The 23,983-nt window shown below is 62.1% G+C and carries 20 protein-coding genes; 16 read left to right on the forward strand and 4 right to left on the reverse strand.

The features are described from left to right. Positions 1–32 precede the first annotated feature (32 nt). On the reverse strand, positions 33–983 hold the full coding sequence (gene gshB, locus U862_RS0103665; RefSeq protein ID WP_025109152.1) for a glutathione synthase: 951 nt from the start codon (positions 981–983) through the stop codon (positions 33–35). Positions 984–1,208: 225 nt separating this feature from the next. On the opposite strand from gshB, the gene pilG reads away from it, so the two are divergent. The 15 genes from pilG to madM all read left to right on the forward strand — a co-directional run bounded on the left by pilG (position 1,209) and on the right by madM (position 19,210). After that, complete coding sequence (pilG, locus tag U862_RS0103670) at positions 1,209–1,613, forward strand: twitching motility response regulator PilG (protein ID WP_025109153.1); 405 nt, start codon at positions 1,209–1,211, stop codon at positions 1,611–1,613. A gap of 60 nt (positions 1,614–1,673) precedes the next feature. Next, positions 1,674–2,039, forward strand: coding sequence for a twitching motility response regulator PilH (gene pilH, locus U862_RS0103675; protein WP_025109154.1), 366 nt, complete (start codon positions 1,674–1,676; stop codon positions 2,037–2,039). A 10-nt stretch (positions 2,040–2,049) separates the two neighbouring features. Then, a complete protein-coding gene (locus tag U862_RS0103680; protein ID WP_025109155.1) occupies positions 2,050–2,589 on the forward strand; it encodes a chemotaxis protein CheW in 540 nt (179 codons plus the stop codon). A gap of 55 nt (positions 2,590–2,644) precedes the next feature. Beyond that, entirely contained in the window at positions 2,645–4,699 is a 2,055-nt protein-coding gene (locus tag U862_RS0103685; RefSeq protein WP_025109156.1) for a methyl-accepting chemotaxis protein, read from the forward strand. Positions 4,700–4,710: 11 nt separating this feature from the next. Beyond that, entirely contained in the window at positions 4,711–10,635 is a 5,925-nt protein-coding gene (locus tag U862_RS0103690; protein ID WP_025109157.1) for an Hpt domain-containing protein, read from the forward strand. Further along, positions 10,628–11,098, forward strand: coding sequence for a chemotaxis protein CheW (locus tag U862_RS0103695; RefSeq protein WP_025109158.1), 471 nt, complete (start codon positions 10,628–10,630; stop codon positions 11,096–11,098). Before U862_RS0103690 ends, U862_RS0103695 begins: the two co-directional genes overlap by 8 nt. A gap of 884 nt (positions 11,099–11,982) precedes the next feature. Beyond that, on the forward strand, positions 11,983–13,653 hold the full coding sequence (gene mdcA / locus U862_RS0103700) for a malonate decarboxylase subunit alpha (protein WP_025109159.1): 1,671 nt from the start codon (positions 11,983–11,985) through the stop codon (positions 13,651–13,653). Further along, positions 13,653–14,525: a triphosphoribosyl-dephospho-CoA synthase gene (locus tag U862_RS0103705; protein WP_025109160.1), complete on the forward strand. Its 873-nt coding sequence runs from the start codon at positions 13,653–13,655 to the stop codon at positions 14,523–14,525. The genes mdcA and U862_RS0103705 overlap by 1 nt, the downstream gene beginning before the upstream one ends. Beyond that, entirely contained in the window at positions 14,525–14,824 is a 300-nt protein-coding gene (locus tag U862_RS0103710; protein WP_025109161.1) for a malonate decarboxylase subunit delta, read from the forward strand. Before U862_RS0103705 ends, U862_RS0103710 begins: the two co-directional genes overlap by 1 nt. Continuing rightward, positions 14,817–15,668 carry a biotin-independent malonate decarboxylase subunit beta gene (locus U862_RS0103715; RefSeq protein WP_025109162.1) on the forward strand — a complete coding sequence of 284 codons (852 nt, stop codon included), beginning with the start codon at positions 14,817–14,819 and terminating at the stop codon, positions 15,666–15,668. The genes U862_RS0103710 and U862_RS0103715 overlap by 8 nt, the downstream gene beginning before the upstream one ends. Then, the gene (gene mdcE / locus U862_RS0103720; RefSeq protein WP_025109163.1) at positions 15,665–16,450 is read left to right on the forward strand and encodes a biotin-independent malonate decarboxylase subunit gamma; all 786 of its coding nucleotides are present in this window, start codon (positions 15,665–15,667) and stop codon (positions 16,448–16,450) included. The genes U862_RS0103715 and mdcE overlap by 4 nt, the downstream gene beginning before the upstream one ends. After that, on the forward strand, positions 16,444–17,064 hold the full coding sequence (locus U862_RS0103725) for a malonate decarboxylase holo-ACP synthase (protein WP_025109164.1): 621 nt from the start codon (positions 16,444–16,446) through the stop codon (positions 17,062–17,064). The genes mdcE and U862_RS0103725 overlap by 7 nt, the downstream gene beginning before the upstream one ends. Then, the gene (gene mdcH, locus U862_RS0103730) at positions 17,061–17,981 is read left to right on the forward strand and encodes a malonate decarboxylase subunit epsilon (protein ID WP_025109165.1); all 921 of its coding nucleotides are present in this window, start codon (positions 17,061–17,063) and stop codon (positions 17,979–17,981) included. The genes U862_RS0103725 and mdcH overlap by 4 nt, the downstream gene beginning before the upstream one ends. A gap of 66 nt (positions 17,982–18,047) precedes the next feature. Beyond that, a complete protein-coding gene (gene madL, locus U862_RS0103735; protein WP_025109166.1) occupies positions 18,048–18,440 on the forward strand; it encodes a malonate transporter subunit MadL in 393 nt (130 codons plus the stop codon). Positions 18,441–18,445: 5 nt separating this feature from the next. Beyond that, positions 18,446–19,210: a malonate transporter subunit MadM gene (gene madM, locus U862_RS0103740; RefSeq protein ID WP_025109167.1), complete on the forward strand. Its 765-nt coding sequence runs from the start codon at positions 18,446–18,448 to the stop codon at positions 19,208–19,210. A gap of 105 nt (positions 19,211–19,315) precedes the next feature. On the opposite strand, the gene U862_RS0103745 is transcribed toward madM, so the two are convergent. Further along, entirely contained in the window at positions 19,316–20,230 is a 915-nt protein-coding gene (locus U862_RS0103745; protein ID WP_025109168.1) for a LysR substrate-binding domain-containing protein, read from the reverse strand. Positions 20,231–20,372: 142 nt separating this feature from the next. Here U862_RS0103745 and U862_RS0103755 point away from each other — a divergent pair, with 142 nt between their 5' ends. Next, complete coding sequence (locus U862_RS0103755) at positions 20,373–20,990, forward strand: hemolysin III family protein (protein ID WP_025109169.1); 618 nt, start codon at positions 20,373–20,375, stop codon at positions 20,988–20,990. A gap of 544 nt (positions 20,991–21,534) precedes the next feature. On the opposite strand, the gene U862_RS0103760 is transcribed toward U862_RS0103755, so the two are convergent. Beyond that, positions 21,535–22,254 (reverse strand): 16S rRNA (uracil(1498)-N(3))-methyltransferase, encoded by a 720-nt coding sequence (locus U862_RS0103760; RefSeq protein WP_025109170.1) that lies wholly within the window; start codon positions 22,252–22,254, stop codon positions 21,535–21,537. Between the two features lie 153 nt (positions 22,255–22,407). Next, positions 22,408–23,814, reverse strand: a complete 1,407-nt coding sequence (locus tag U862_RS0103765) for an adenosylmethionine--8-amino-7-oxononanoate transaminase (RefSeq protein WP_025109171.1) — start codon at positions 23,812–23,814, stop codon at positions 22,408–22,410. Between the last annotated feature and the right edge of the window lie 169 nt (positions 23,815–23,983).

The raw sequence follows: 23,983 nt of genomic DNA on the forward strand, positions 1-23,983 counted from the left end.
CAAGTTTAAGGCTTGAGGCTTGCAGCTGGCCGTCAGGCTTGCAGCTTCTTCTCGATCGCGTCCATCAGCAGGCCGCCGATGTCGGTGCCGAACGCATTGTCGATCTCGCGGATGCAGGTTGGGCTAGTGACATTGATTTCGGTGAGGCTTTCGCCAATCACGTCCAGACCGACGAACAGCAGGCCTTTCTCGCGCAGGGTCGGGCCGACTTGTGCGGCGATCCAGCGATCCTTGTCGGTCAGCGGACGGGCTTCCCCACGGCCACCGGCGGCGAGGTTGCCACGGGTTTCGCCCTGAGCCGGAATCCGCGCCAGGCAGTAATCCACCGGCTCGCCGTCGATCATCAGGATGCGCTTGTCGCCGTCCTTGATCGCTGGCAGATAAGCCTGGCCCATGATCTGCTGGGTGCCGAGGGCGGTCAGGGTTTCGAGGATCACCGACAGGTTCGGATCGCCCGCGCGGTGGCGGAAAATCGAAGTGCCGCCCATGCCGTCCAGCGGCTTGAGGATCACGTCGCCGTGTTTGGCAGCGAATTCACGCAGCACATCGGCGCGACGGCTGACTACGGTCGGTGGCGTGCACTGCGGGAACAGCGTGGCGAACAGCTTTTCATTGCAGTCGCGCAGGCTCTGCGGCTTGTTGACCACCAGCACGCCGGCGGTTTCGGCCTGTTCCAGCAGGTAGGTGGAGTACACGAACTCCATGTCGAACGGCGGATCCTTGCGCATCAGGATCACGTCCAGGTCGCTCAGCAGGTTGTCCTGCTCGGCGTCCAGTTCGAACCATTTTTCCGGGTTGGCGAAGACTTTCAGCGGCTTCATGCGCGCCCGGGCCTGACCTTCGCCCTGATACAGGTCGCGCTGTTCCATGTAGAACAGTTCCCAGCCACGCTTCTGCGCGGCCAGCAGCATGGCCAGCGAGCTATCCTTTTTATAGGAAATGCTGGCGATAGGGTCCATGACAATCCCGACGCGAACGCTCATTGGGTTTTCCTCGAAAATTGGCTACCGGATCGGTATTGAAAAAGTGCCGCCAGAGTGGCGCTGGCAGGGTTTTCGGTCAAGGAAAAACCCGTCGATAGATTGCATCTGGAGACTGTGCTAAAAAGGCTGGCATAGCGTGCTGGCCCTTGAGCATCAAGGGTTTCCAGCCATTACTCATCGCAAAACGGACAATTTGATTCGCAAAGGCGACGGTAGAGCCCCCTTATGGAACAGCAGTCCAGCGCCTTGAAGGTCATGGTGATCGATGACTCGAAAACGATTCGTCGCACCGCCGAAACGCTGTTGAAGAATGTGGGCTGCGAGGTCATCACGGCCATCGACGGTTTCGACGCGTTGGCCAAGATCGCCGACAACCACCCCGGAATCATTTTTGTCGACATCATGATGCCGCGTCTGGATGGTTATCAGACCTGCGCTTTAATCAAGAACAACAGTGCGTTCAAGTCCACGCCGGTGATCATGCTGTCCTCGCGTGACGGTCTGTTCGACAAGGCCAAGGGGCGGATTGTCGGCTCTGATCAATTTTTGACCAAGCCTTTCAGCAAGGAAGAACTGCTCAACGCGATCCAGGCCCACGTTCCGGGCTTTGCCGCCGTTTTGCCGCAGTAAGACACGTACAGAGACGCTCGGCCAGCGGGCCGGATGTCGACAAGAAAAATGGGGAAGACCATGGCACGTATCCTGATCGTCGATGATTCGCCGACTGAAATGTACAAACTCACCGGCATGCTGGAAAAGCACGGCCATGAAGTGCTCAAGGCCGAAAACGGCGCCGACGGCGTAGCGCTGGCCCGTCAGGAAAAACCCGACGCCGTGCTGATGGACATCGTCATGCCGGGCCTCAACGGTTTTCAGGCGACCCGCCAGTTGACCAAGGATGCCGAGACCAGCCATATCCCGGTGATCATTATCACCACCAAGGATCAGGAAACCGACAAGGTCTGGGGCACCCGTCAGGGCGCAAAGGATTACCTGACCAAACCGGTCGAGGAAGACATGCTGATCAAGACCCTGAACAACGTGCTGGCCGGTTGATCGCGCCGCCATGAGCGAATCGCTGACCGCGTTCGAGTTGCTGTGGCAGATCGACCAGCGCTGCCGCCTGCTGGCGGCGGACCTGCCGTCGCAGCCCGGTCGCCAGGATCGCTGGAGCGGCATCGGTTTTCGCCTCGGCGAGCACTGGTACGTGGCGCCGATGGGCGAAGTCAGCGAAGTGCTGCACGAGCCGCGCTTCACTCAGTTGCCCGGGGTCAAGCCATGGGTCAAAGGGGTGGCTAACCTGCGTGGGCGCTTGCTGCCGATCATGGACCTGTGCGGGTTTTTCGGTCACGAACTGTCGCCACTGCGCAAACAGCGGCGGGTGTTGGTGGTGGAGCATCAGGACGTATTCGCCGGGCTGCTGGTTGATGAGGTGTTCGGCCTGCAGCACTTCGAACAGGGCAGCTTCGAGCCGATCTCGATCAGCAAGCGCCAGGGCTCCAAGGCCGAGTTCGTCAAAGGCTATTTCCGGCGCGAGCAGAACTGGCGGGTGTTCAGCCTGTTTGCGCTGGCCAAATCGCCGGTGTTCATGAGCGTCGCAATTTAGTCGAAACACCACAAACCCCACATTGGACCGTGGCAGGTTTCATAGGCGAGGACCGATGACAAAAGCAAAAACAGGCAAGTCGGCGGAAGGATCGCGCAGTCGCTCGCAGATCATCGTGCTGTTCATCGCACTGATCGTGTTCATCATGCTGCTGTTCGCCAACTTCGCGTACCTCAACACCCAGGCCAACTACGACAAACAGTACATCGGCCACGCCGGTGAGCTGCGCGTGCTGTCGCAACGCATCGCCAAGAACGCCACCGAAGCCGCCGCCGGCAAGGCTGCCGCGTTCAAGTTGCTCAGCGATGCGCGCAACGATTTCGCCCAGCGCTGGGGTTATCTGAAGAAGGGCGACCCGGCCACCGGCCTGCCACCCGCCCCGGCCACCGTGCGCCCTGAAATGCGCGCCGTGCAGCTGGATTGGGAGCGCTTGCTGAAAAACACCGATGCCATTCTCTCCAGCGAGCAGACCGTGCTGTCGCTGCATCAGGTCGCCGCAACGCTGGCCGAAACTGTGCCGCAGTTGCAGATCGAATACGAAAAAGTCGTCGAAATCCTCCTGCAACGCGGCGCCCCGGCCGCGCAAGTGGCGATGGCCCAGCGTCAATCACTGCTGGCCGAACGTATCCTCGGCGCGGTCAACACCGTGCTGGCCGGCGACGAGAATTCGCAGCAGGCCGCCGACGCCTTTGGGCGCGACGCCACCCGTTTCGGCCAGGTGCTCAACGGCATGTTGCAGGGCAACCCGACCCTGAAAATCAGCCAGGTCGAGGACCGCGATGCCCGTGCGCGCCTGAGTGATATTTCCGAGTTGTTCCAGTTTGTTTCCGGCTCCGTGGATGAAATCCTCGAAACCTCGCCAGAGCTGTTCAAGGTCCGTGAGTCGGCCGGCAACATCTTCAGCCTGTCGCAGACCCTGCTCGATGAAGCTTCACATCTGGCCACCGGCTTCGAAAACCTCGCCGGCGGGCGCAGCACCGATACCATCGGCGGCTACGTGTTGGGGTTGCTGGCGCTGGCCTCGATCATCCTGATCGGCATGGTCATGGTCCGTGAAACCAATCGCCAGTTGCGCGAGACCGCCGAGAAGAACGAACGCAACCAGAACGCGATCATGCGCCTGCTCGACGAAATCGAAGACCTCGCCGACGGCGACCTCACGGTCACCGCGTCGGTGACCGAAGACTTCACCGGGACCATCGCCGACTCGATCAACTACTCGGTCGACCAACTGCGCGATCTGGTCGCTACCATCAACCTCACCGCCGGCCAGGTGGCCGCCGCCGTGCAGGAAACCCAGGCCACCGCGATGCACCTGGCCCAGGCCTCTGAGCATCAGGCGCAGCAGATTTCCGAAGCCTCGACGGCGATCAGCGACATGGCCCAATCCATCGACCAGGTGTCGGCCAACGCCGCTGAGTCCTCGGCGGTGGCCGAGCGTTCGGTGGAGATCGCCAACAAAGGCAACGAGGTAGTGCATAACACCATCCACGGCATGGACAACATTCGCGAACAGATTCAGGACACCGCCAAGCGGATCAAACGCCTGGGCGAATCCTCGCAGGAGATTGGCGACATCGTCAGCCTGATCGACGACATTGCCGACCAGACCAACATCCTCGCCCTCAACGCGGCGATTCAGGCGTCGATGGCCGGGGATGCCGGGCGCGGTTTCGCCGTGGTAGCCGATGAAGTGCAGCGTCTGGCCGAGCGTTCGTCCGCCGCCACCCGGCAGATCGAGACCCTGGTGCGGGCGATCCAGACCGACACCAACGAAGCGGTGATTTCCATGGAGCAGACCACCACCGAGGTGGTGCGCGGCGCGCGGCTGGCGCAGGATGCCGGTGTGGCCCTGGAAGAAATCGAAGGTGTGTCGAAGACCCTCGCGGCGCTGATCCAGAGCATTTCCAACGCGGCGCAGCAGCAGACCTCGTCGGCCGGACAGATTTCCCTGACGATGAACGTGATCCAGCAGATCACCACGCAGACCTCGTCCGGTTCCACCGCCACCGCCGAGAGCATCGGCAACCTGGCGAAGATGGCCAGTCAGCTGCGCCGTTCGGTATCCGGTTTCACCTTGCCGTCGGCGTCCGCGACGGACAAGGCGTGAGTGGAGTGGTTATGGGTGACCGGCATGATTACGTGGCCCTCGAGTGGGTCAAGGGCGAAATTGCCGAAACGCTGAAACAGGCGCATCAGGCGATTGAAGCCGTGCTTGATGATCCGCAGGCCTTTCCTGGGCTGGACGAGTGCCTCGATTACATCCATCAGGTGCACGGCAGCTTGCAGATGGTCGAGTTCTACGGCGCCGCCTTGCTCGCCGAAGAGATGGAACACTTGGTCGAGGCCTTGCAGCACGAGCGTGTCAGCCATCGTGAAGAAGCCCTGCACCTGCTGCTGCAAGCCCTTGGACAGTTGCCGATCTACCTCGACCGCGTGCAGAGCGCCCGCCGTGATCTGCCACTGGTGGTGCTGCCGCTGATCAACGATCTGCGCAGTGCGCGGGGCGAAAGCCTGCTCTCGGAAACCAGCCTGTTCAGCCCGCAATTGCTCCAGTTGTCGCCGCTCAGCGATGCAGCGCTGGCGCTGCTGGAGCCTGCGGAACTGCCGAACGTGCTGCGCAAGTTGCGCCAGATGCTGCAAATGGCGCTGGTCGGTCTGTTGCGCGAGCAGGATGACCAGACGCATCTGGATTACCTGGCGAAGGTCTTCAGCCGTCTCGAAGCCTTGAGCGGCGAGGCGCCGTTGAGCCCGTTATGGCAAGTTGCGTCGGCGCTGGTCGAAGGCATGCGCGAAGGCGCGATTGCCAACAGTCCCGCGCTGCGCAGCCTGTTCAAGGATGCCGACAAGGAGCTCAAGCGCCTGCTCGAACAGGGCATGCACGGACTCAATCAACCGCCGCCGGCGGAGCTGCTCAAAAGCCTGCTGTTCTATATTGCCAAAGCCGAACATCCCACCGGGCAGATGCTGACCATGAAAGATCGCTACTCCCTGGACGACGCGTTGCCCGACAGCGCGATGCTCGACGAAGAACGCGCGCGCCTGGCCGGCCCCGACCGCGATGCGATGCGCTCGGTGCTCACGGCATTGTGTGAAGAACTGGTGCGGGTCAAGGAGCGGCTTGATCTGTTCGTGCGCAGCGACCGTCAGCATGCCTCGGACCTGGACAGCCTGCTGGCACCGCTGCGGCAAATCGCCGACACCCTGGCAGTGCTCGGTTTCGGCCAGCCGCGCAAGGTCATCATCGATCAACTGGCGGTGGTGCTCAGCCTCGCTCAGGGCCAACGCGAGCCGAGTGACGCCACGCTGATGGACGTCGCTGGCGCCTTGCTCTACGTCGAAGCGAACCTGGCCGGGATGGTCGGCAAGGTGGAGCCGGAAAGCCCCGAAGACGCGCGCTTGCCGACCACCGACCTGACGCAGATCCACCAGATCGTGATCAAGGAAGCGCGCATCTGCCTGCAACAGGCCAAGGACATGATCGTCGACTACATCGACGCCGACTGGGATCGCCAGCAATTGCAACCGTTGCCGGAGCTGCTGACCCAGGTGCGCGGCGCGCTGGCGATGATTCCGCTGAGCCGGGCGGCGAGCCTGGTCGAAGCCTGCAACCGTTTCATCCGCGAGCATCTGCTGCTCGATCCCCATGAGCCAGGCTGGCAACAGCTGGATAATCTGGCCGACGTCATTACCAGCCTTGAGTATTACCTCGAACGTCTGAGCGACGATCCGCAGGCGCCGAACGAGCCCCTGCTGGACGTCGCACAGAAGAGCCTCGCCAGCCTCGGTTTTTTTCCCAAGGACCCGCTCGACGAGCAGCCCGGCGAACCGCATGTGCCGCTGCTGGACGATGTGCTCAGCCCCGGCGAAGCGTTGGTGATGCAGGACCTGCAAGCGCTGGATGACCCCGAGACCGTGCAGTCGCTGGCCGATGTGCTGGCAAGCCCGGTGTCGGCGGTCAACCCGCCAGCCTTGATCACCCCCGGCAGCCTGATGCCGCCGCCCGCCGATGAAGAACCGGTGGACGATGAACTGCGCGAAGTGTTCCTCGAAGAGACCGATGAGGTGCTCGAGGTTCTGCACGAATACCTGCCGCGCTGGACGGCCGACACCCATGACCGCGCCGCGCTGACGGAACTGCGCCGGGCCTTTCACACCTTGAAGGGCAGTGGGCGGATGGTTCGTGCGTTGATTCTCGGCGAGCTGGCGTGGGCAGTGGAAAACCTGCTCAACCGCGTACTGGAACATAGCGTCGAGCCCGGCCCGCAGGTTAAACAGTTGCTCCAGGACAGCGTGCTGTTGCTGCCGGAGCTGATCAGCGAATTCGCCACTCAGCGCCAGCGTCAGCGCAGCGACGTCGATCAACTCGCGGCCCGCGCTCACGCCTTGGCCAAAGGCGCTGCGGCGCCGGCCGAGGAAGACGGCGCCGACGTTGCCGCGTTGGATCCGCTGTTGCTGGAGATCTTCCGCAACGAAGCCGAAACCCACCTCGCCAGCCTCAACCGTTTTCTCGATCAGGCCGCCGAGCATGTGCCGCTGCAGGCCAGCGACGAATTGCAGCGCGCCTTGCACACGCTCAAGGGCAGTGCGTCGATGGCCGGCGTGCTGCCGATTGCCGAACTGGCGGCACCACTGGATCAGTTGGCCCGTGAATTCAAGGCACATCAGTTGCCACTCGACCTGGACGAAGTGGAATTGCTGCTCGAAGCCGAAGGCCTGTTGCGCGTTGGCCTGCGGCAGCTCAAGCACGATCCGCTGGCGCCGATTGTCGGTGCACAGTCGCTGATCAAACGCACGGGCACACTGCTCGCCGAACGTCTGGAAGCCATCCTCAATGCGCCGAATACCGGTTTGCGAATCAAACGCGATCCGCAACTGATCAATAACTTCCTCGCCCAGGGCATGGACATTCTGCTCGACGCTGAAAGCCTGCTGCAGCGTTGGCAGCAACACCCCGGCGAGCGCCAGGAACTCAGCGCGCTGCTGGATGAACTGACCACTTTGGGCGAGGGCGCACACCTCGCCGATCTGCTGCCGGTGGACGTGCTGTGCGAAGCCTTGCTCGACCTCTATGGTGCGGTGGAAGAAAGCAGCCTGGCGGTCAGCGAAAGGTTTTTCCAGGAAGCGCAGAACGCCCACGAAGCGTTGATCAACATGCTCGACGAACTGGCCGCCGGCCAGGAAGTCACGCCGCAGCCGCAACGTATCCGCGCCTTGCACGAACTGCTGGATGAAAGCCTCGACCCGACGTCCATGGGGCTGATCCGCAGCGACGGCAGTCGCACCTTGAGCATCCATGAGCTGGGTGCTGCGACTGCCGAGCTCGCCCAAGCCAATGCCGAGACCGCCCCGGACGACGAGATTGTCGAGATCTTCCTTGAAGAGGCGGTGGATATTCTCGACAGCGCCGGCCAGGCCTTGCAGCGCTGGTTGGGCGACCCGGACAACGGCGCTCCGCTGTCATCGTTGCAGCGTGACTTGCACACGCTCAAGGGCGGCGCGCGGATGGCCGAAGTCGATGCCATCGGTGATCTGGCCCATGAGCTGGAAGGTCTTTACGAAGGGCTGGTGGATCGCCGCTACAGTCACAGCGATGCGTTGGGTCGGCTGTTGCACAAGAGCCATGACCGCCTGGCGTTGCTGCTTGAGCAGTTGCAGGACCATCAACCGCTGCGCCCGGCGCAGGAGCTGATCGAGGCGATCCGCCAGTTCCGTCAGGGCGCATCCGGCAGTGCCGAAGCCGCGCAACCGGCCGCCGATCACGACAGCGCCGCGCATGACCCGGAGCTGCTGGAGATCTTCCTCGAAGAAGGTTTTGACATCATCGAAAACTCCGGCGCGGCGTTGCTGCGCTGGCAGGCCGAGCCGGGCAATCGCCAGGAAGTGGAAACCCTGTTGCGCGACCTGCACACGCTCAAGGGCGGCGCGCGGATGGTCGAGATCGGCCCGATCGGCGACCTCGCCCATGAGCTGGAATACCTCTACGAAAGCCTCGTCAGCGGTGTGCTGCAACCGTCCGCCGAACTGTTCGCGCTGGTGCAGCGCGGGCACGATCGACTGGCGCAAATGCTCGATGGCGTGCGTGCCGGCCAGCCATGCCCGCCTGCGGATCGGCTGATCAGCGCGATCCAGAACTTCAGCCATCCGGCGACCCCCGACACGCCGCCGCTGCTGCCGATTCCGACCAAGACCGAGCCTGCGGCACCAGCCGCTGATGCCGCTGCGGACATGGTCAAGGTGTCCGCCGAGCTGCTCGATGAGCTGGTCAATCTGGCCGGTGAAACCTCGATTTTCCGTGGGCGTATCGAGCAACAGGTCAGCGATGCACAAACCGCGCTGAACGAGATGGAAACCACTATCGAGCGTATGCGCGATCAGTTGCGCCGGCTCGACACCGAAACCCAGGGGCGGATTCTCAGCCGTCAGCAGGTCGATGCCGAACGCCTCGGTTATGAAGAATTCGATCCGCTGGAAATGGACCGTCATTCGCAGTTGCAGCAACTGTCGCGGGCACTGTTCGAGTCCGCCTCCGACTTGCTCGATCTCAAGGAAACCCTCGACCGTCGTAACCACGACGCTGAGAACCTGTTGCAGCAACAAGGGCGGATCAACACCGAATTGCAGGAAGGCCTGATGCGCACGCGCATGGTGCCGTTCGAAAGGATGCTGCCACGGCTCAAGCGCATCGTGCGGCAGGTCGCCGAAGAGCTGAACAAGGACGTCGCGTTCATCATCGACAACGCCGAAGGCGAGATGGACCGCAACGTGCTGGAACGCATGGCGGCGCCGCTGGAACACATGTTGCGCAACGCCGTCGATCACGGCCTGGAGTCTGCCGAAGTACGACTGGCGGCGGGCAAACCGGCGCAGGGCACGATCAGCCTGGACCTGTCGCGCGAGGGCGGCGACATCGTTTTCGATATCCGCGACGACGGCGCCGGGGTGCCGCTGGACGCGGTGCGGCGCAAGGCGATCAAGCGTGGCTTGCTGGCGCCGGATGCCGAGATCAGTGACCGCGACGTGCTGCAGTTCATTCTCCAGCCGGGCTTTTCCACCGCTGAAAAGATTACCCAGATTTCCGGGCGCGGCGTCGGTATGGATGTGGTCCACGAAGAAGTCCGTCAGCTCGGCGGCACCATGAGTATCGATTCGGTGCGGGGGCAGGGCGTGCATTTCCGCATTCGCTTGCCGTTCACCGTGTCGGTCAACCGGGCGCTGATGGTGCAGTGCGGCGAGGATCAATACGCGATTCCGCTGAACACCATCGAAGGCATCGTCCGCGTCTTGCCGAATGATCTGGAGGGGCATTTCCGCAATGATCCGCCGAGCTATCACTACGGCGGTCAGCGCCATGAACTGTGTTACCTGGGCGAGCTGCTGAAAACCGCGCCCCGGCCGAAACTGCTCGGCCAGAGCCTGCCATTGCCGGTGCTGCTGGTGCAGTGCAATGACCGGCGCATCGCGGTGCAGGTGGACGCGATGGCCGGCACCCGCGAGATCGTGGTCAAGAGCCTTGGCCCGCAGTTCGGCGCGGTGCAGGGGGTGTCCGGGGCGACGATTCTCGGCGATGGCCGGGTGGTGCTGATTCTCGACTTGCTGGCGCCGATCCGCGCGATGCAGGCGCGGGTAGCGCAGCGTCCGGCGCATGCGGAAATCGACAGCGAGCCGCAGAAACCACTGCTGGTGCTGGTGGTCGACGACTCGGTCACCGTGCGCAAGGTCACCAGCCGTTTGCTCGAACGTCATGGCATGAACGTGCTGACCGCCAAGGACGGGGTTGATGCGATGCTGCTGCTCGAAGAGCACATGCCCGACCTGATGCTGCTCGACATCGAAATGCCGCGCATGGACGGCTTCGAAGTCGCCACCCAGGTGCGCAACGACGAACGCCTGCAACACCTGCCGATCATCATGATCACCTCGCGCACCGGGCAGAAACACCGCGACCGTGCAATGGCCATCGGCGTCAACGATTACCTCGGCAAGCCGTACCAGGAATCGGTGCTGCTCGAAAGTATCGCTCACTGGAGCAAGAAACATGCATGAGCGCCGCCACAACGCGCGCACCAGCCAACTCACCGGCCTGCTGCTGCCGCTGGCCGATCGCAACCTGATCCTGCCCAACGTCGCTGTGGCCGAGCTGATCGACTACCAGGCCAGCGCCTTCGACCTGGACACCCCTCCGTGGTATCTGGGGCGGGTGAGCTGGCGTGAACGGCAGATTCCGTTGCTGAGTTTCGAGTCGGCCTGCGGGCAGAAAATCGTCATCGGCGAGCGCGCGCGGATCGTTATCCTCAACGCCCTCGGTGGCTTGCCGCAGCTCAAATTCATTGCGCTGCTGGTGCAGGGGATTCCACGCTCGTACAAGCTCGACAGCCAGTTGAGTTATGTCGATGTGCCGTTGTGTGCGCTGGAGCAGGCGGCGGTGCAGGTTGGGGAGCAAGTGGCGAAGGTGCCGGATTTGTTGGGATTGGAGCAGTTGTTGGTGGATGCAGGACTGGTTCACTGATCCAGCCTTTGTGGGGGGCTGACTGGCCTCTTCGCGAGCAAGCCCGCTCCCACAGTAGATTTGTGTCGTGCACAAAATCTGCGCTCACTGAAGATCCCCTGTGGGAGCGGGCTTGCTCGCGAAGGCGTCAGTCGCCGCCCCTCAATCCGACAGGCAAACCCTCAATCTCTACAGCGCCATAAACTCCCTCCAGCCCAGCTGTTAAAAGACAGACTGATCCAGAATTTGCGATGCGTCGGCTGGCCTCTTCGCGAGCAGGCTCGCTCCCACAGTAGATTTGTGTCGTGCACAAAATCTGCGCTCACTGAAGATCCCCTGTGGGAGCGGGCTTGCTCGCGAAGGCGTCAGTCGCCGCCCCTCAATCCGACAGGCAAACCTTCAATCTCTACAGCGCCATAAACCTCCTTCAGCCCAGCTGTTTAAAGACAGACTGATCCAGAATTTGCGATGCGTCGGCTGGCCTCTTCGCGAGCAAGCCCGCTCCCACCTTGGATCTTCAGTGAATACAGATTATGCGTACGCCACCGACCCCCTGTGGGAGCGGGCTTGCTCGCGAAGGCGTCAGTCGCCACACCCCAATCCGACAGGCAGATCCTGAATCTCTACAGCGCCATAAACCCCATTCAGCCCAACTGTTTAAAGACAGACTGATCCAGAATTTGCGATGCGTCGGCTGGCCTCTTCGCGAGCAGGCTCGCTCCCACATTGGATCTTCAGTGATCCGGGATTTTGAGCACGACACAGAACCCTTGTGGGAGCGAGCCTGCTCGCGAATGCGGCAGTGAACGTTACGCTCAGCGTAATGATTCACCGCCGCACTTGATTGATGCCCACCCTTCACGCGCCTAACGTAGCTCCACGACAGCGAACCCCGTGGAGTGAGCATGACAACAACAATTTCCCCCGACTCGCGCTGGACGCGGCGGCGTGACGAGAAGCAGCGGCGCCTCGACAAGGTACGCGGGCTGGCCGATGGTGTGGTGTTGCCCACCGACAAGATCGTTGCCGCACTCGAAGCGCTGATCCATCCCGGCGACCGCGTGGTGCTTGAGGGCAACAACCAGAAGCAGGCGGATTTTCTTTCCCGCTCGCTGGCCAAGGCCGATCCGCAAAAGCTCCACGATCTGCACATGATCATGCCCAGTGTCGGTCGCTCGGAGCACCTCGACCTGTTCGAGCGCGGCATCGCCCGCAAACTGGATTTCTCCTTTGCCGGCACCCAGAGCCTGCGCATCAGCCAGCTGCTTGAAGACGGTCTGCTGGAAGTCGGCGCGATTCATACCTACATCGAACTCTACGCACGGCTGGTGGTGGACCTGATCCCCAACGTCGTGCTGTCGGCCGGGTTCATGGCTGACCGCGCCGGCAACATCTACACCGGCCCGAGCACTGAGGACACTCCCGCACTGATCGAACCGGCCGCGTTCAGCGACGGCATCGTCATTGTCCAGGTCAACCAATTGGTCGACGATGTCAGCGAACTGCCCCGCGTGGATATCCCGGCATCGTGGGTCGATTTCGTGGTGGTGGCCGACAAGCCGTTCTACATCGAACCGCTGTTCACCCGCGACCCAAGGCACATCAAACCGGTGCACGTGTTGATGGCGATGATGGCGATCCGTGGCATCTACGAAAAACACAACGTGCAGTCGCTCAACCACGGCATCGGTTTCAACACCGCCGCCATCGAATTGATTCTGCCGACCTACGGCGAATCCCTCGGCCTCAAGGGCAAGATCTGCCGCAACTGGACGCTCAACCCGCACCCGACACTGATCCCGGCGATTGAAAGTGGCTGGGTCGAAAGCGTGCATTGCTTCGGCACCGAACTGGGCATGGAAAACTACATCGCCGCGCGCCCGGACGTGTTCTTCACCGGCCGTGACGGCTCGCTGCGTTCCAACCGGATGTTCTGCCAACTGGCCGGGCAGTACGCGGTGGACCTGTTTATCGGCGCGACGTTGCAGGTCGATGGCGACGGCCATTCCTCGACCGTGACCCGTGGTCGTCTCGCCGGTTTCGGCGGTGCGCCAAACATGGGCCACGACCCGCGTGGCCGCCGTCACGGCACCCCGGCGTGGCTCGATATGCGTCACGACGACTCGCAGCAACCGATGCTCGAACGCGGCAAGAAACTCGTGGTGCAAATGGTCGAGACCTTCCAGGAGGGCGGCAAACCGACCTTCGTCGAAACCCTCGACGCGGTGGAAGTGGCGAAGAAAAGCGGCATGCCGCTGGCGCCGATCATGATCTACGGCGATGACGTCACCCACCTGCTCACCGAAGAGGGCATCGCCTACCTGTACAAGGCGCGCTCGCTGGAAGAGCGCCAGGCGATGATCGCCGCGGTGGCGGGCGTGACCGCTATCGGCCTGCGCCACAACCCCAAAGACACCGAACGCATGCGCCGCGAAGGTCTGATCGCCTTGCCCGAAGACCTCGGCATCCGCCGCACCGACGCCACCCGCGAACTGTTGGCGGCGAAAAGTGTGGCCGATCTGGTCGAGTGGTCCGGCGGCCTGTACAACCCGCCCGCCAAATTCAGGAGCTGGTAATGCACGCACTCAACCTGCAAGCGAAACCCCTCAGCCTGAGCGAACGCCTGGCGGATCTGGCGGTGGATGCGCTGATCGACGAAGCCGATCTGTCGCCGAAACCGGCGCTGGTCGACCGTCGTGGCAACGGCGCGCACACCGATCTGCACCTGGGCCTGATGCACGCGTCGGCGTTGTCTTTGTGGCCGGCGTTCAAGGAAATGGCCGAAGCTGCCAGCACGACAGGCGAGGTCGGTTTGCCATTGCGCGAAGCGATTGGCCGCATCGGTCGCGAAGGCGAGCAAGCGATGCTCGCGACCACTAACGGTGTAAACACCCATCGCGGGGCAATCTGGGCCTTGGGGCTTTTGATCACTGCCGCTGCACTGGAGCCGCAATCGTCCAGCGCCAATGCAGTCTCCCTGCGCGCCGCACGTCTGGCCTTGCTGGATGATCGTCATGCACCAAAACCCTTGAGCCACGGCGCCCAGGTCGCCCTCCGATATGGCGCACGCGGTGCCCGCGAGGAAGCGCAACTCGGCTTCCCGTCCGTACTGCAACGTGGCCTGCCACAACTCAAACGCAGCCGCGCCAACGGCCACGGCGAACAGAATGCCCGGCTCGACGCCTTGCTCGCGATCATGACTGACCTCGCCGACACCTGCGTACTTTACCGCGCAGGTGAACAAGGCCTGCACGCCATGCAAAGCGGCGCGCAAGCGGTGCTCGATGCCGGCGGCAGCACCAGCCTCAGCGGGCGTCGGCGCCTGCACGAACTCGATCAACAACTCATCGCATTGAATGCCTCGCCCGGTGGCGCCGCCGACTTGCTCGCCGCCACGCTGCTGCTCGACCGAATCGAGCGCGACGGCATCCTTCAGGGAGCGTTTTGATGGAAACCTTATCCTTTGAATTCCCCGCCGGGCAGCCGCCACGTGGTCGCGCGCTGGTCGGTTGTGTCGGCTCGGGTGATCTGGAAGTGCTGATAGAGCCGGGACTGGCCGGCAAGCTGACGATCAATGTGCAGACCTCGGTCAACGGCGCACAGCTGCGCTGGCAGCATCTGTTTGCGCGGATGTTCGACGGCGCCACGCCGCCGGCGATGGCCATCGATATTCACGATTTCGGTGCGACGCCGGGTGTGGTGCGGCTGCGGCTGGAACAAGGTTTCGAGGAGATCGGCCATGACTGACAGCGCGGCGCTTTTGCACAAACACAGCTTCGTCGAACTCGGTGCGCGGCAACGGGCGAAAGCCTTGCTCGATGCCGGGACCTGCCGTGAATTGCTCGACCCGTTTCAGCGCGTCATGTCGCCGTGGCTTGAACGCCAGGGCGTGGTGCCGCAAGCCGATGATGGTGTGGTGATCGCCAAGGGCAGCCTCGATGGTTTGCCGGTGGTGATCGCGGCGATTGAAGGCGCGTTTCAAGGTGGCAGCCTCGGCGAGGTCGGCGGGGCGAAGATTGCCGGTGCGCTGGAACTGGCCGCTGAAGACAACCGCAAGGGCATCCCGACCCGCGCCGTGTTGCTGCTGGAAACCGGTGGCGTGCGCTTGCAGGAAGCCAACCTCGGGCTGGCGGCGATTGCCGATATTCATGCGGCGATTGTCGATTTGCAGCAGTACCAGCCGGTTGTCGGTGTGGTCGCGGGCAGCGTCGGCTGTTTCGGCGGCATGTCGATTGCCGCCGCGCTGTGCAGCTATTTGCTGGTGACCCAGGAAGCGCGCCTCGGCTTGAACGGCCCGCAGGTGATCGAGCAGGAAGCCGGGATCGAGGAATACGACTCGCGCGACCGGCCCTTCATCTGGAGCCTGACCGGTGGCGAGCAGCGTTTCGCTAGCGGCTTGGTGGATCGTTATGTCGCCGATGATGTGGAGAAGATTCGGCAGCAGGTTGGCGAGTTGCTGCAACAAGGTTTACCGGCGCAACCACGCAGTCAGCGTGCCGAGTGGTTCCTTCAACGCCTCGGCAGCCTGAACACTGACCAGCAAATCGAACCGGCGGTGGTTCGCGATCTGTATCAAGGAGAGCGCTCATGAGCGGTTATTCATTGCGCGGTTTGAACTGGTTCAATGCCCTGAGCGCGGGGGCTGTTGCGGTGAAAGGGTTGCCGCCATCGTTGAAGGTGGCCGACGGTGAGTTGGGGCGTTTTATCGCCGTGGTCGCTGACCCGGACAACCGCTTTCCACGCGCTCGTAACGGTGAAGTCGGCCTGCTCGAAGGCTGGGGCTTGGCCAAGGCTGTGGATGACGCGATCAGCGCTGATCGCGACAACGCGCAGAAGCGTCCGATCATCGCCATCGTCGATGTACCGAGCCAGGCTTATGGCCGCCGCGAAGAAGCGCTCGGCATTCATCAGGCTTTGGCCGGTGCGGCGGACAGTTATGCCCGCGCCCGCTTGGCCGGCCACCCGGTGATTGCGCTGTTGGTGGGCAAGGCGATGTCCGGGGCGTTTCTCGCTCACGGTTATCAGGCCAACCGCTTGATTGCCTTGCGCGATCCCGGCGTGATGGTGCACGCGATGGGCAAGGCGTCGGCGGCGCGAGTGACCTTGCGCAGCGTTGAGGAACTGGAAGCGCTGGCGGCCAGCGTGCCGCCGATGGCTTATGACATCGACAGCTACGCCAGCCTCGGATTGCTCTGGGAAACCCTCTCGGTGCAGCAGATCGAGCAGCCGTCAGCGGAGGATCTGGCGCGAGTGAGCGAGTGCCTGAAACAAGCCATCGACGATATCTCCAGCACTGACTTGAGCAACCGTCTCGGCGCGAAAAATCGCCAAGCATCCAGCCGCGTGCGCGAACTGCTGAGGGCGCAGTGGTGAACATGCCACTGGCCCACGACCTGCTCTGGGGCATGACGCCGGCGCAGTTGCCGGCGGATGCGCCGCTGTGGGCCGTCGAGTCGCTGGCAGCCGGGCAACCGGTGGTGGTGCGGCGCGCCGTGAGCGCTGCAGGCCGGGTGGCGGTGGGCGTGCGCGGAGTGTTGCGCGAGCAGCGGCTGGCGGCGTTTATGCCGGTCGATTCGATTGCCTGTCGGGTCAGTCCCGAGGCGCTGTGTCGGGTCGATTGCGAGCGTGATTTACCGGTGATGCAGGCGCTTGAACAACTGCGGCCGTGGCTCGATGATTGCGGTTGGGTCTGGGGCGTCAGCGGCAGTGTCGGGTTTGAATTGGCCAGTGGTTTTGCAGCGATGCACGAGCGCAGCGATCTCGATCTGATCCTGCGCACGCCGCAAGTGCTGACGCGCAATCAGGCACGCAAACTGGTCGAGCGCTTCGATCAGGCGGTGTGCCGGGTCGACATGCAATTGCAGACGCCATTCGGTGCGGTGGCTTTGCGCGAATGGGCCAGCGAGTCGGCGCGCGTGCTGCTGAAGAATGCACATCAGGCTTGTCTGGTTGCTGACCCGTGGAACCCGCAGGAGCAGGCAGCGTGAGCAGTCTGTTGGTGTTCCCCGGCCAGGGCGCGCAGCAAGCGGGCATGCTCCAGCGCTTGTCTGGAGCAACGCTGACCGAGGCCAGTGATGTGCTCGGTGAAGATGTCTCGTTGCTCGATTCGCCCGAAGCGTTGCGCAGCACCCGGGCCGTTCAGCTGTGCCTGCTGATCGTCGGCGTCGCTGCGTCGCGGCAGTTGTTGCAGGACGGACTGACGGCGGACTACGTCGCTGGCCTGTCCATCGGCGCTTATCCGGCAGCGGTGGTCGCCGGGGCCTTGAATTTCAGCGATGCACTGCATCTGGTGAGCCTGCGCGGGGAGTTGATGCAGCAGGCTTATCCACAAGGCTACGGCATGACCGCGATCATCGGCCTGCAATTGTCCACCGTCGAAACGCTGCTGGCGCAGGTGCACAGCGAGGATGCGCCGGTGTACCTGGCCAACATCAACGCCGATAACCAAGTGGTGATTGCTGGCAGTGACGAGGCCATGCAAACCGTCGCCGAACTGGCACGCAGCCGTGGCGCCGGTCTGGCGAAACGGTTGGCGGTGAGTGTGCCGTCGCACTGTCCGCTGCTGGAAAAGCCGGCGCAAACCCTTGCCAAAGCCTTCGCCAACGTCGAATTGAAAATGCCGCAGATGGCTTATCTGAGCGGCAGTCGCGCGCGCCCTGTGACCAAAGTAGAAGCGTTGCGCGACGATCTCGCCTTCAACATGTGCCGCGTGGTCGATTGGCGCGGCACCGTGCAAAGCGCCTACGAGCGCGGCGTGCGTCTACACATCGAATTGCCACCCGGTGCCGTACTGACCGGGCTGGCGCGCCGGGTGTTCGAACAGGGCACGGTCACTGCCTTCGACAGTGCGCGGCTCGACACCTTGCAGGCGCTGCTGCGCGAGGAGGGTGGCCGCCGACCATAAACCGCCGCGACTCAGGCTTCGAACAACAAAAACAACATTCGACGATGCACTTTGAGGACTACAACAATGATTATTTACGGTGTGGCGTTTCTCGCCTTTTGTACGCTGGTGGGTATTTGGGTCGGTGAGCTGCTCGGCAAGTTGATCGGCGTGCCGGCCAACGTCGGCGGCGTCGGTATTGCGATGCTGCTGCTGATCGGGTTGGGCAGTTACCTGAACAAAAGCGGCTGGCTCAAAGGCAAGACCGAGCAGGGCGTCGAGTTCTGGAGTGCGATCTACATTCCGATTGTGGTCGCCATGGCGGCGCAACAAAACGTTTACGGCGCGCTGAAGGGCGGGCCGATGGCGATCCTCGCGGGAACGCTTGCCGTGGTCATCGCCTTTGCCTTGGTGCCGGTGCTGGTGCGCCTGGGTAACAAGGAACCGGCGCCGATCACACCTGCCAAGACTGCGGGGTGAGCGCCATGTACGAATCAATGATGAAAGTCATCACCGGCTACGGTTTGATCAGCGGCTTCCTGATTGTCGGCCTGACCATGTGGGTGTCCTACTGGATGTCCAACACCTTCACCAAGGGCCGTCTGCACGGCTCGGCCATCGCCATTTTGCTGGGACTGGTGCTGTCGTATGTCGGCGGTGCACTGACCGGTGGGCAGAAAGGCGTGGTGGATATTCCGCTGCTGTCGGGCATCGGTTTGCTCGGTGGCGCGATGCTGCGCGATTTCGCAATTGTCGCCACGGCGTTCGGCGTCAGTGTCGATGAGCTGAAGCGCGCCGGGTTTGTCGGGGTGCTGGCATTATTTGTCGGCGTGGGCACGTCGTTCGTTGCCGGGGTCGGTGTGGCGATGGCGTTCGGTTACACCGATGCAGTGAGCCTGACCACCATTGGCGCAGGGGCGGTGACTTACATCGTCGGGCCGGTGACAGGCGCGGCGATTGGGGCGAGTTCCGAGGTGATGGCGCTGTCGATTGCGGCGGGGTTGATCAAAGCGATTCTGGTGATGGTGATGACGCCGTTCGTGGCGCCGATGATCGGCCTGAACAACCCGCGCAGTGCGGTGATCTTTGGCGGTTTGATGGGCACCTCCAGTGGCGTGGCCGGCGGGTTGGCGGCGACCGATCCGAAACTGGTGCCCTATGGCTGCCTGACGGCGGCGTTCTATACGGCGTTGGGTTGTTTGCTCGGGCCTTCGCTGTTGTTTCTGCTGATGCGCGGGTTGATGGGCTAAGGCATCTGCTGTCTGGACTGACGCCTTCGCGAGCAGGCTCGCTCCCACACTTGGAATGCATTTCCCTGTGGGCGCGAGCCTGCTCGCGATTGGGACGACACGGTCTCATGCCTGGCGATTGGCATACATCCGACATTCCGCCAGCAACGCCAGCAGGTTCGGATCGCGCTCCTTGGCCTTCAGAAACACCACGCCGATGTGCTGCTGCAACCGGTACTTCTCCTGCAACGGGATCAGCTTCACCCGATTCTCGTACACCGCCGCAATCCGCCCCGGCAGTAACGCGTAACCGACGCCTGAACTGACCATGCTCAGCAGGGTGAAGATGTCGTTCACCTGCATCGCCACTTTCGGCTCGAACCCTGCCTGCTTGAACACCCGCACACCGTCCTGATGCGTGGCAAAGCCCTGGGTCAAGGTGATGAACGTTTCATCGCGTACCTGCGCCAGATCGACTTCGGTGCGTTGGGCAAACGTGGAATCCGCCGGCGTGGCGAGGAAGATGTCATCGGAGAACAGCGGGATCTGCTCGCAGTCCGGGTCGTTGATGCTGTCGTCCAGCGACACCAGAATCGCGTCGACTTCCATGTTTTTCAGCTTGTAGAGCAGGTCGATGTTCGAGCCGAGGATCAGGTCGATGTTGAGTTCGCTGCGGCGTATCTTCAGGCCCATGATCAGTTGCGGCACGGTCTTCACCGTCAGCGAATACAGCGAGCCGAGCTTGAAGCGTTCGGCAGAGAATCCGGCGGCTTCGCGGGTCAGGCGTACGCTTTCGACGACATCACTGATCAGCTTCTGCGCGCGCTCTTCCAGCACATAAGCGCTTTCCAGCGGCGTCAGGTTGCGGCCTTCGTGCTTGAACAGCGGGCAGCGCAGGGCGCTTTCCAGTGAATGAATGGCGCGATGCACGCTGACGTTGCTGGTCTGTAACTCGGCAGCGGCGCGCGCCAGATTGCCGGTGCGCATGAAGGCGAGGAACACCTCGAGTTTTTTCAGGGTCAATTCTTCGTCGATCAGCATGGCGCGGACTCTTTTTGGTATCGGCCGATTGTGCCCAATTACCACGACATGTGCAGACCCGCGTTGAACAGAAACATTGCGCTTTTACGCTCAAGGCCCGAGCCTTGCGCGTTGCGGTAACGAATCATGAGGTGAGCGACACATGTATCACGGGGAAAGACTCAACGCCTGGACGCATCTGGTCGGGGCGGTGGCAGCGTTTATCGGCGGTGTGTGGATGTTGGTGATTGCCAGTCTCGACGGCAGTCCGTGGAAGATTGTCAGCGTGGCGATTTACGCATTCACTCTGTTGGTGCTCTACAGCGCCTCGACCGTGTACCACAGCGTGCGCGGGCGTAAAAAAGCAATCATGAAAAAGGTTGATCACTTTTCGATCTACCTGTTGATTGCCGGCAGTTACACGCCGTTCTGTCTGGTGACGCTGCGCGGGCCGTGGGGCTGGACGCTGTTCGGCATTGTCTGGGGGCTGGCGTTGATCGGCATCCTGCAAGAGATCAAGCCACGCTCGGAGGCGCGAATTCTGTCGATCGTGATTTACGCGGTGATGGGCTGGATCGTGCTGGTGGCGGTCAAGCCGTTGATCGCGGCGCTGGGCACGACCGGGTTTGCCTGGCTGGCGTCGGGCGGTGTGTTGTACACCGTGGGGATCATCTTTTTTGCCCTTGATCACCGGTTGCGGCATGCGCACGGGATCTGGCACCTGTTTGTGATTGCCGGGAGTTTGCTGCACTTTGTGGCGATTCTGTTTTATGTCCTGTGAACGCAATGCTGGTGGGAGGGGGCTTGCTGCTGACATCTTTGTCGAATGACATACCGCATTCGGGAGCAAGCCCCCTCCCACAGTGAATCTTCTGTGTTCACAAAATGTGTGTTCACTGGAGATCTATTGTGGGAGCGGGCTTGCTCGCGAAGAGGCCCTAGAAATCACCCCAAAGTTGCTGGGCCATCGCCAATGCAAGCCCCCTCCCACAGTGAATTTTCTGTGTTCACAAAATGTGTGTTCACTGGAGATCTGTTGTGGGAGCGGGCTTGCTCGCGAAGAGGCCCTAGAAATCACCCCAAAGTTGCTGGGCCACCGCCAATGCAAGCCCCCTCCCACAGTGAATCTTCTGTGTTCACAAAATGTGTGTTCACTGGAGATCTGTTGTGGGAGCGGGCTTGTTCGCGAAGAGGCCCTAGAAATCACCCCAAAGTTGCTGGGCCACCGCCAATGCAAGCCCCCTCCCACAGTGAATTTTCTGTGTTCACAAAATGTGTGTTCACTGGAGATCTGTTGTGGGAGCGGGCTTGCTCGCGAAGAGGCCCTAGAAATCACCCCAAAGTTGCTGGGCCACCGCCAATGCGACCACCGGTGCCGTCTCGGTACGCAATACACGTGGGCCAAGGCGCGCCGCGTGGAAACCGCTGCCCTTGGCCTGCTCGACTTCGGCGTCGGACAACCCGCCTTCCGGGCCGATGAGGAAGGCCAGGCTCGAAGGCTTGGCGTGACTCACCAACGGCTCCGCCACCGGATGCAGCACCAGTTTCAACTCAGCTTCGGTCTGCTTGATCCAGTCAGCCAACAACACTGGCGGATGAATCACCGGCACTCGCGAACGGCCGCACTGCTCACAGGCACTGATCGCCACCTGACGCCAGTGCAGCAGGCGTTTGTCGGCGCGCTCATCCTTGAGCCGGACTTCGCAGCGGTCGCTGAAGATCGGGGTGATTTCATTCACGCCCAGCTCGGTGGCTTTCTGAATCGCCCAGTCCATGCGCTCGCCCCGGGACAGGCCCTGGCCGAGGTGGATATGCAGCGGCGATTCGACCTGACCGGCGAATTGCTCGTCGATCTGTACGGTCACGCGCTTCTTGCCGACCTCCAGCAGGGCGCCCCGAAACTCATGGCCGGAGCCGTCAAACAACTGCACCGCATCGCCCTCGGCCATGCGCAGCACGCGGCTGATGTAATGCGCCTGGGCTTCCGGCAGTTCGTGTTCGCCGGTGCTCAGGGGCGCGTCGATAAAGAAGCGGGACAGTCTCATTTCGGGGTCTCTGGAAAGATGTGAATCAGTTGGATCGGTGTCGACTTCATTCGCGAGCAGGCTCGCTCCCACATTTGAAATGCATTCCCCTGTGGGAGCGAGCCTGCTCGCGAAAGCGCCAGTCCAGACACCGCAAATCTCAAGTAAGCCGAATCAGCCCGGATCGCGGAAACCGGGGTGGAAATCCTTCGGCACCGCCACGCTCACGCTGTCACGCGTAGCGATGTCGATGCCCTCGCTGGCCACTTCGGCGAGGAAGTCGATTTGCTCCGGGGTGATCACGTACGGCGGCAGGAAATACACCACGCTGCCCAGCGGCCGCAGCAACGCGCCGCGCTCCAGCGCATGCTGGAACACCTTCAGGCCGCGCCGTTCCTGCCAGGGGTAGGCCTCTTTGGTGGCCTTATCCTTGACCATCTCGATCGCCAGGACCATGCCGGTCTGGCGCACTTCGGACACGTTCGGGTGATCGACCAGATGCGCGGTGGCCGAGGCCATGCGCTGGGCCAGGGCCTTGTTGTTCTCGATGACGTTGTCCTGCTCGAAGATATCCAGCGTCGCCAGTGCCGCCGCGCACGCCAGCGGGTTGCCGGTGTAGCTGTGCGAATGCAGGAAGGCGCGCAGGGTCGGGTAGTCGTCGTAGAACGCGCTGTAGACCTCGTCGGTCGTCAGGCACGCCGCCAGCGGCAGGTAGCCGCCGGTCAACGCTTTCGACAGGCAGAGGAAGTCCGGGCGGATGCCGGCCTGTTCGCAGGCGAACATCGTCCCGGTGCGGCCGAAGCCGACGGCGATTTCGTCGAGGATCAGGTGCACGCCATAACGGTCGCAGGATTCGCGCAGCAGCTTGAGGTACACCGGGTGGTACATGCGCATGCCGCCGGCGCCCTGAATCAACGGCTCGACGATGACTGCCGCGACGCTGTCATGATTTTCGGCCAGAGTCTGCTCCATGGCCGCGAACATGTTGCGCGAATGTTCTTCCCAGCTCATGCCTTCGGGGCGCCCGTAGCAATCGGGGCTCGGCACCTTGATGGTGTCCATCAGCAGGGCTTTGTAGGTTTCGGTGAACAGCGGCACATCGCCGACGGCCATCGCTGCCATGGTTTCGCCGTGGTAGCTGTTGGTCAGGGTGACAAAGCGCTTTTTGTTCGGCTGGCCGCGATTGAGCCAGTAGTGAAAGCTCATTTTCAGCGCGACTTCGATGCAGGACGAACCGTTATCGGCGTAGAACACCCGGTTCAGGCCTTGCGGCGTCATCTTCACCAGACGTTCGGACAGTTCGATCACCGGCTGATGGCTGAATCCGGCCAGAATCACGTGTTCCAGTTGATCGACCTGATCCTTGATGCGCTGGTTGATGCGCGGGTTGGCGTGGCCGAACACGTTGACCCACCAGGAGCTGACGGCGTCGAGGTAGCGTTTGCCTTCGAAGTCTTCGAGCCACACGCCCTCACCGCGTTTGATCGGGATCAGCGGCAGCTGTTCGTGGTCTTTCATCTGGGTGCAGGGATGCCACAGCACGGCGAGGTCGCGTTGCATCCACTGGTTATTCAGGCCCATTTACAGTCTCCTCGAGGCGGCTCGCGTCAGGCGCGGGCAAACAATCGCGCAAGCCTATGCAATGCATCGCGCCGGGACAACCCATTGCGTCGATTGAGCTACTTTGTATGGGGCGATAGACGTCGCTGGCGGCGTTTTGATGGCTGACGTATTCTTCGCGGTTCTTTGG

It is taken from the genome of Pseudomonas sp. H1h (assembly GCF_000633255.1).
Classification (GTDB): domain Bacteria; phylum Pseudomonadota; class Gammaproteobacteria; order Pseudomonadales; family Pseudomonadaceae; genus Aquipseudomonas.

Coding starts and splice junctions, on each gene's coding strand:
- mdcE (WP_025109163.1), top strand. CDS start 15,665: ATGAGCGGTTATTCATTGCGCGGTTTGAACTGGTTCAATGCCCTGAGC.
- U862_RS0103705 (WP_025109160.1), top strand. CDS start 13,653: ATGCACGCACTCAACCTGCAAGCGAAACCCCTCAGCCTGAGCGAACGC.
- pilG (WP_025109153.1), top strand. CDS start 1,209: ATGGAACAGCAGTCCAGCGCCTTGAAGGTCATGGTGATCGATGACTCG.
- U862_RS0103765 (WP_025109171.1), bottom strand. CDS start 23,814: ATGGGCCTGAATAACCAGTGGATGCAACGCGACCTCGCCGTGCTGTGG.
- U862_RS0103755 (WP_025109169.1), top strand. CDS start 20,373: ATGTATCACGGGGAAAGACTCAACGCCTGGACGCATCTGGTCGGGGCG.
- U862_RS0103695 (WP_025109158.1), top strand. CDS start 10,628: ATGCATGAGCGCCGCCACAACGCGCGCACCAGCCAACTCACCGGCCTG.
- pilH (WP_025109154.1), top strand. CDS start 1,674: ATGGCACGTATCCTGATCGTCGATGATTCGCCGACTGAAATGTACAAA.
- mdcA (WP_025109159.1), top strand. CDS start 11,983: ATGACAACAACAATTTCCCCCGACTCGCGCTGGACGCGGCGGCGTGAC.
- U862_RS0103745 (WP_025109168.1), bottom strand. CDS start 20,230: ATGCTGATCGACGAAGAATTGACCCTGAAAAAACTCGAGGTGTTCCTC.
- U862_RS0103715 (WP_025109162.1), top strand. CDS start 14,817: ATGACTGACAGCGCGGCGCTTTTGCACAAACACAGCTTCGTCGAACTC.
- U862_RS0103710 (WP_025109161.1), top strand. CDS start 14,525: ATGGAAACCTTATCCTTTGAATTCCCCGCCGGGCAGCCGCCACGTGGT.
- U862_RS0103690 (WP_025109157.1), top strand. CDS start 4,711: ATGGGTGACCGGCATGATTACGTGGCCCTCGAGTGGGTCAAGGGCGAA.
- madM (WP_025109167.1), top strand. CDS start 18,446: ATGTACGAATCAATGATGAAAGTCATCACCGGCTACGGTTTGATCAGC.
- madL (WP_025109166.1), top strand. CDS start 18,048: ATGATTATTTACGGTGTGGCGTTTCTCGCCTTTTGTACGCTGGTGGGT.
- U862_RS0103685 (WP_025109156.1), top strand. CDS start 2,645: ATGACAAAAGCAAAAACAGGCAAGTCGGCGGAAGGATCGCGCAGTCGC.
- U862_RS0103680 (WP_025109155.1), top strand. CDS start 2,050: ATGAGCGAATCGCTGACCGCGTTCGAGTTGCTGTGGCAGATCGACCAG.
- U862_RS0103760 (WP_025109170.1), bottom strand. CDS start 22,254: ATGAGACTGTCCCGCTTCTTTATCGACGCGCCCCTGAGCACCGGCGAA.
- gshB (WP_025109152.1), bottom strand. CDS start 983: ATGAGCGTTCGCGTCGGGATTGTCATGGACCCTATCGCCAGCATTTCC.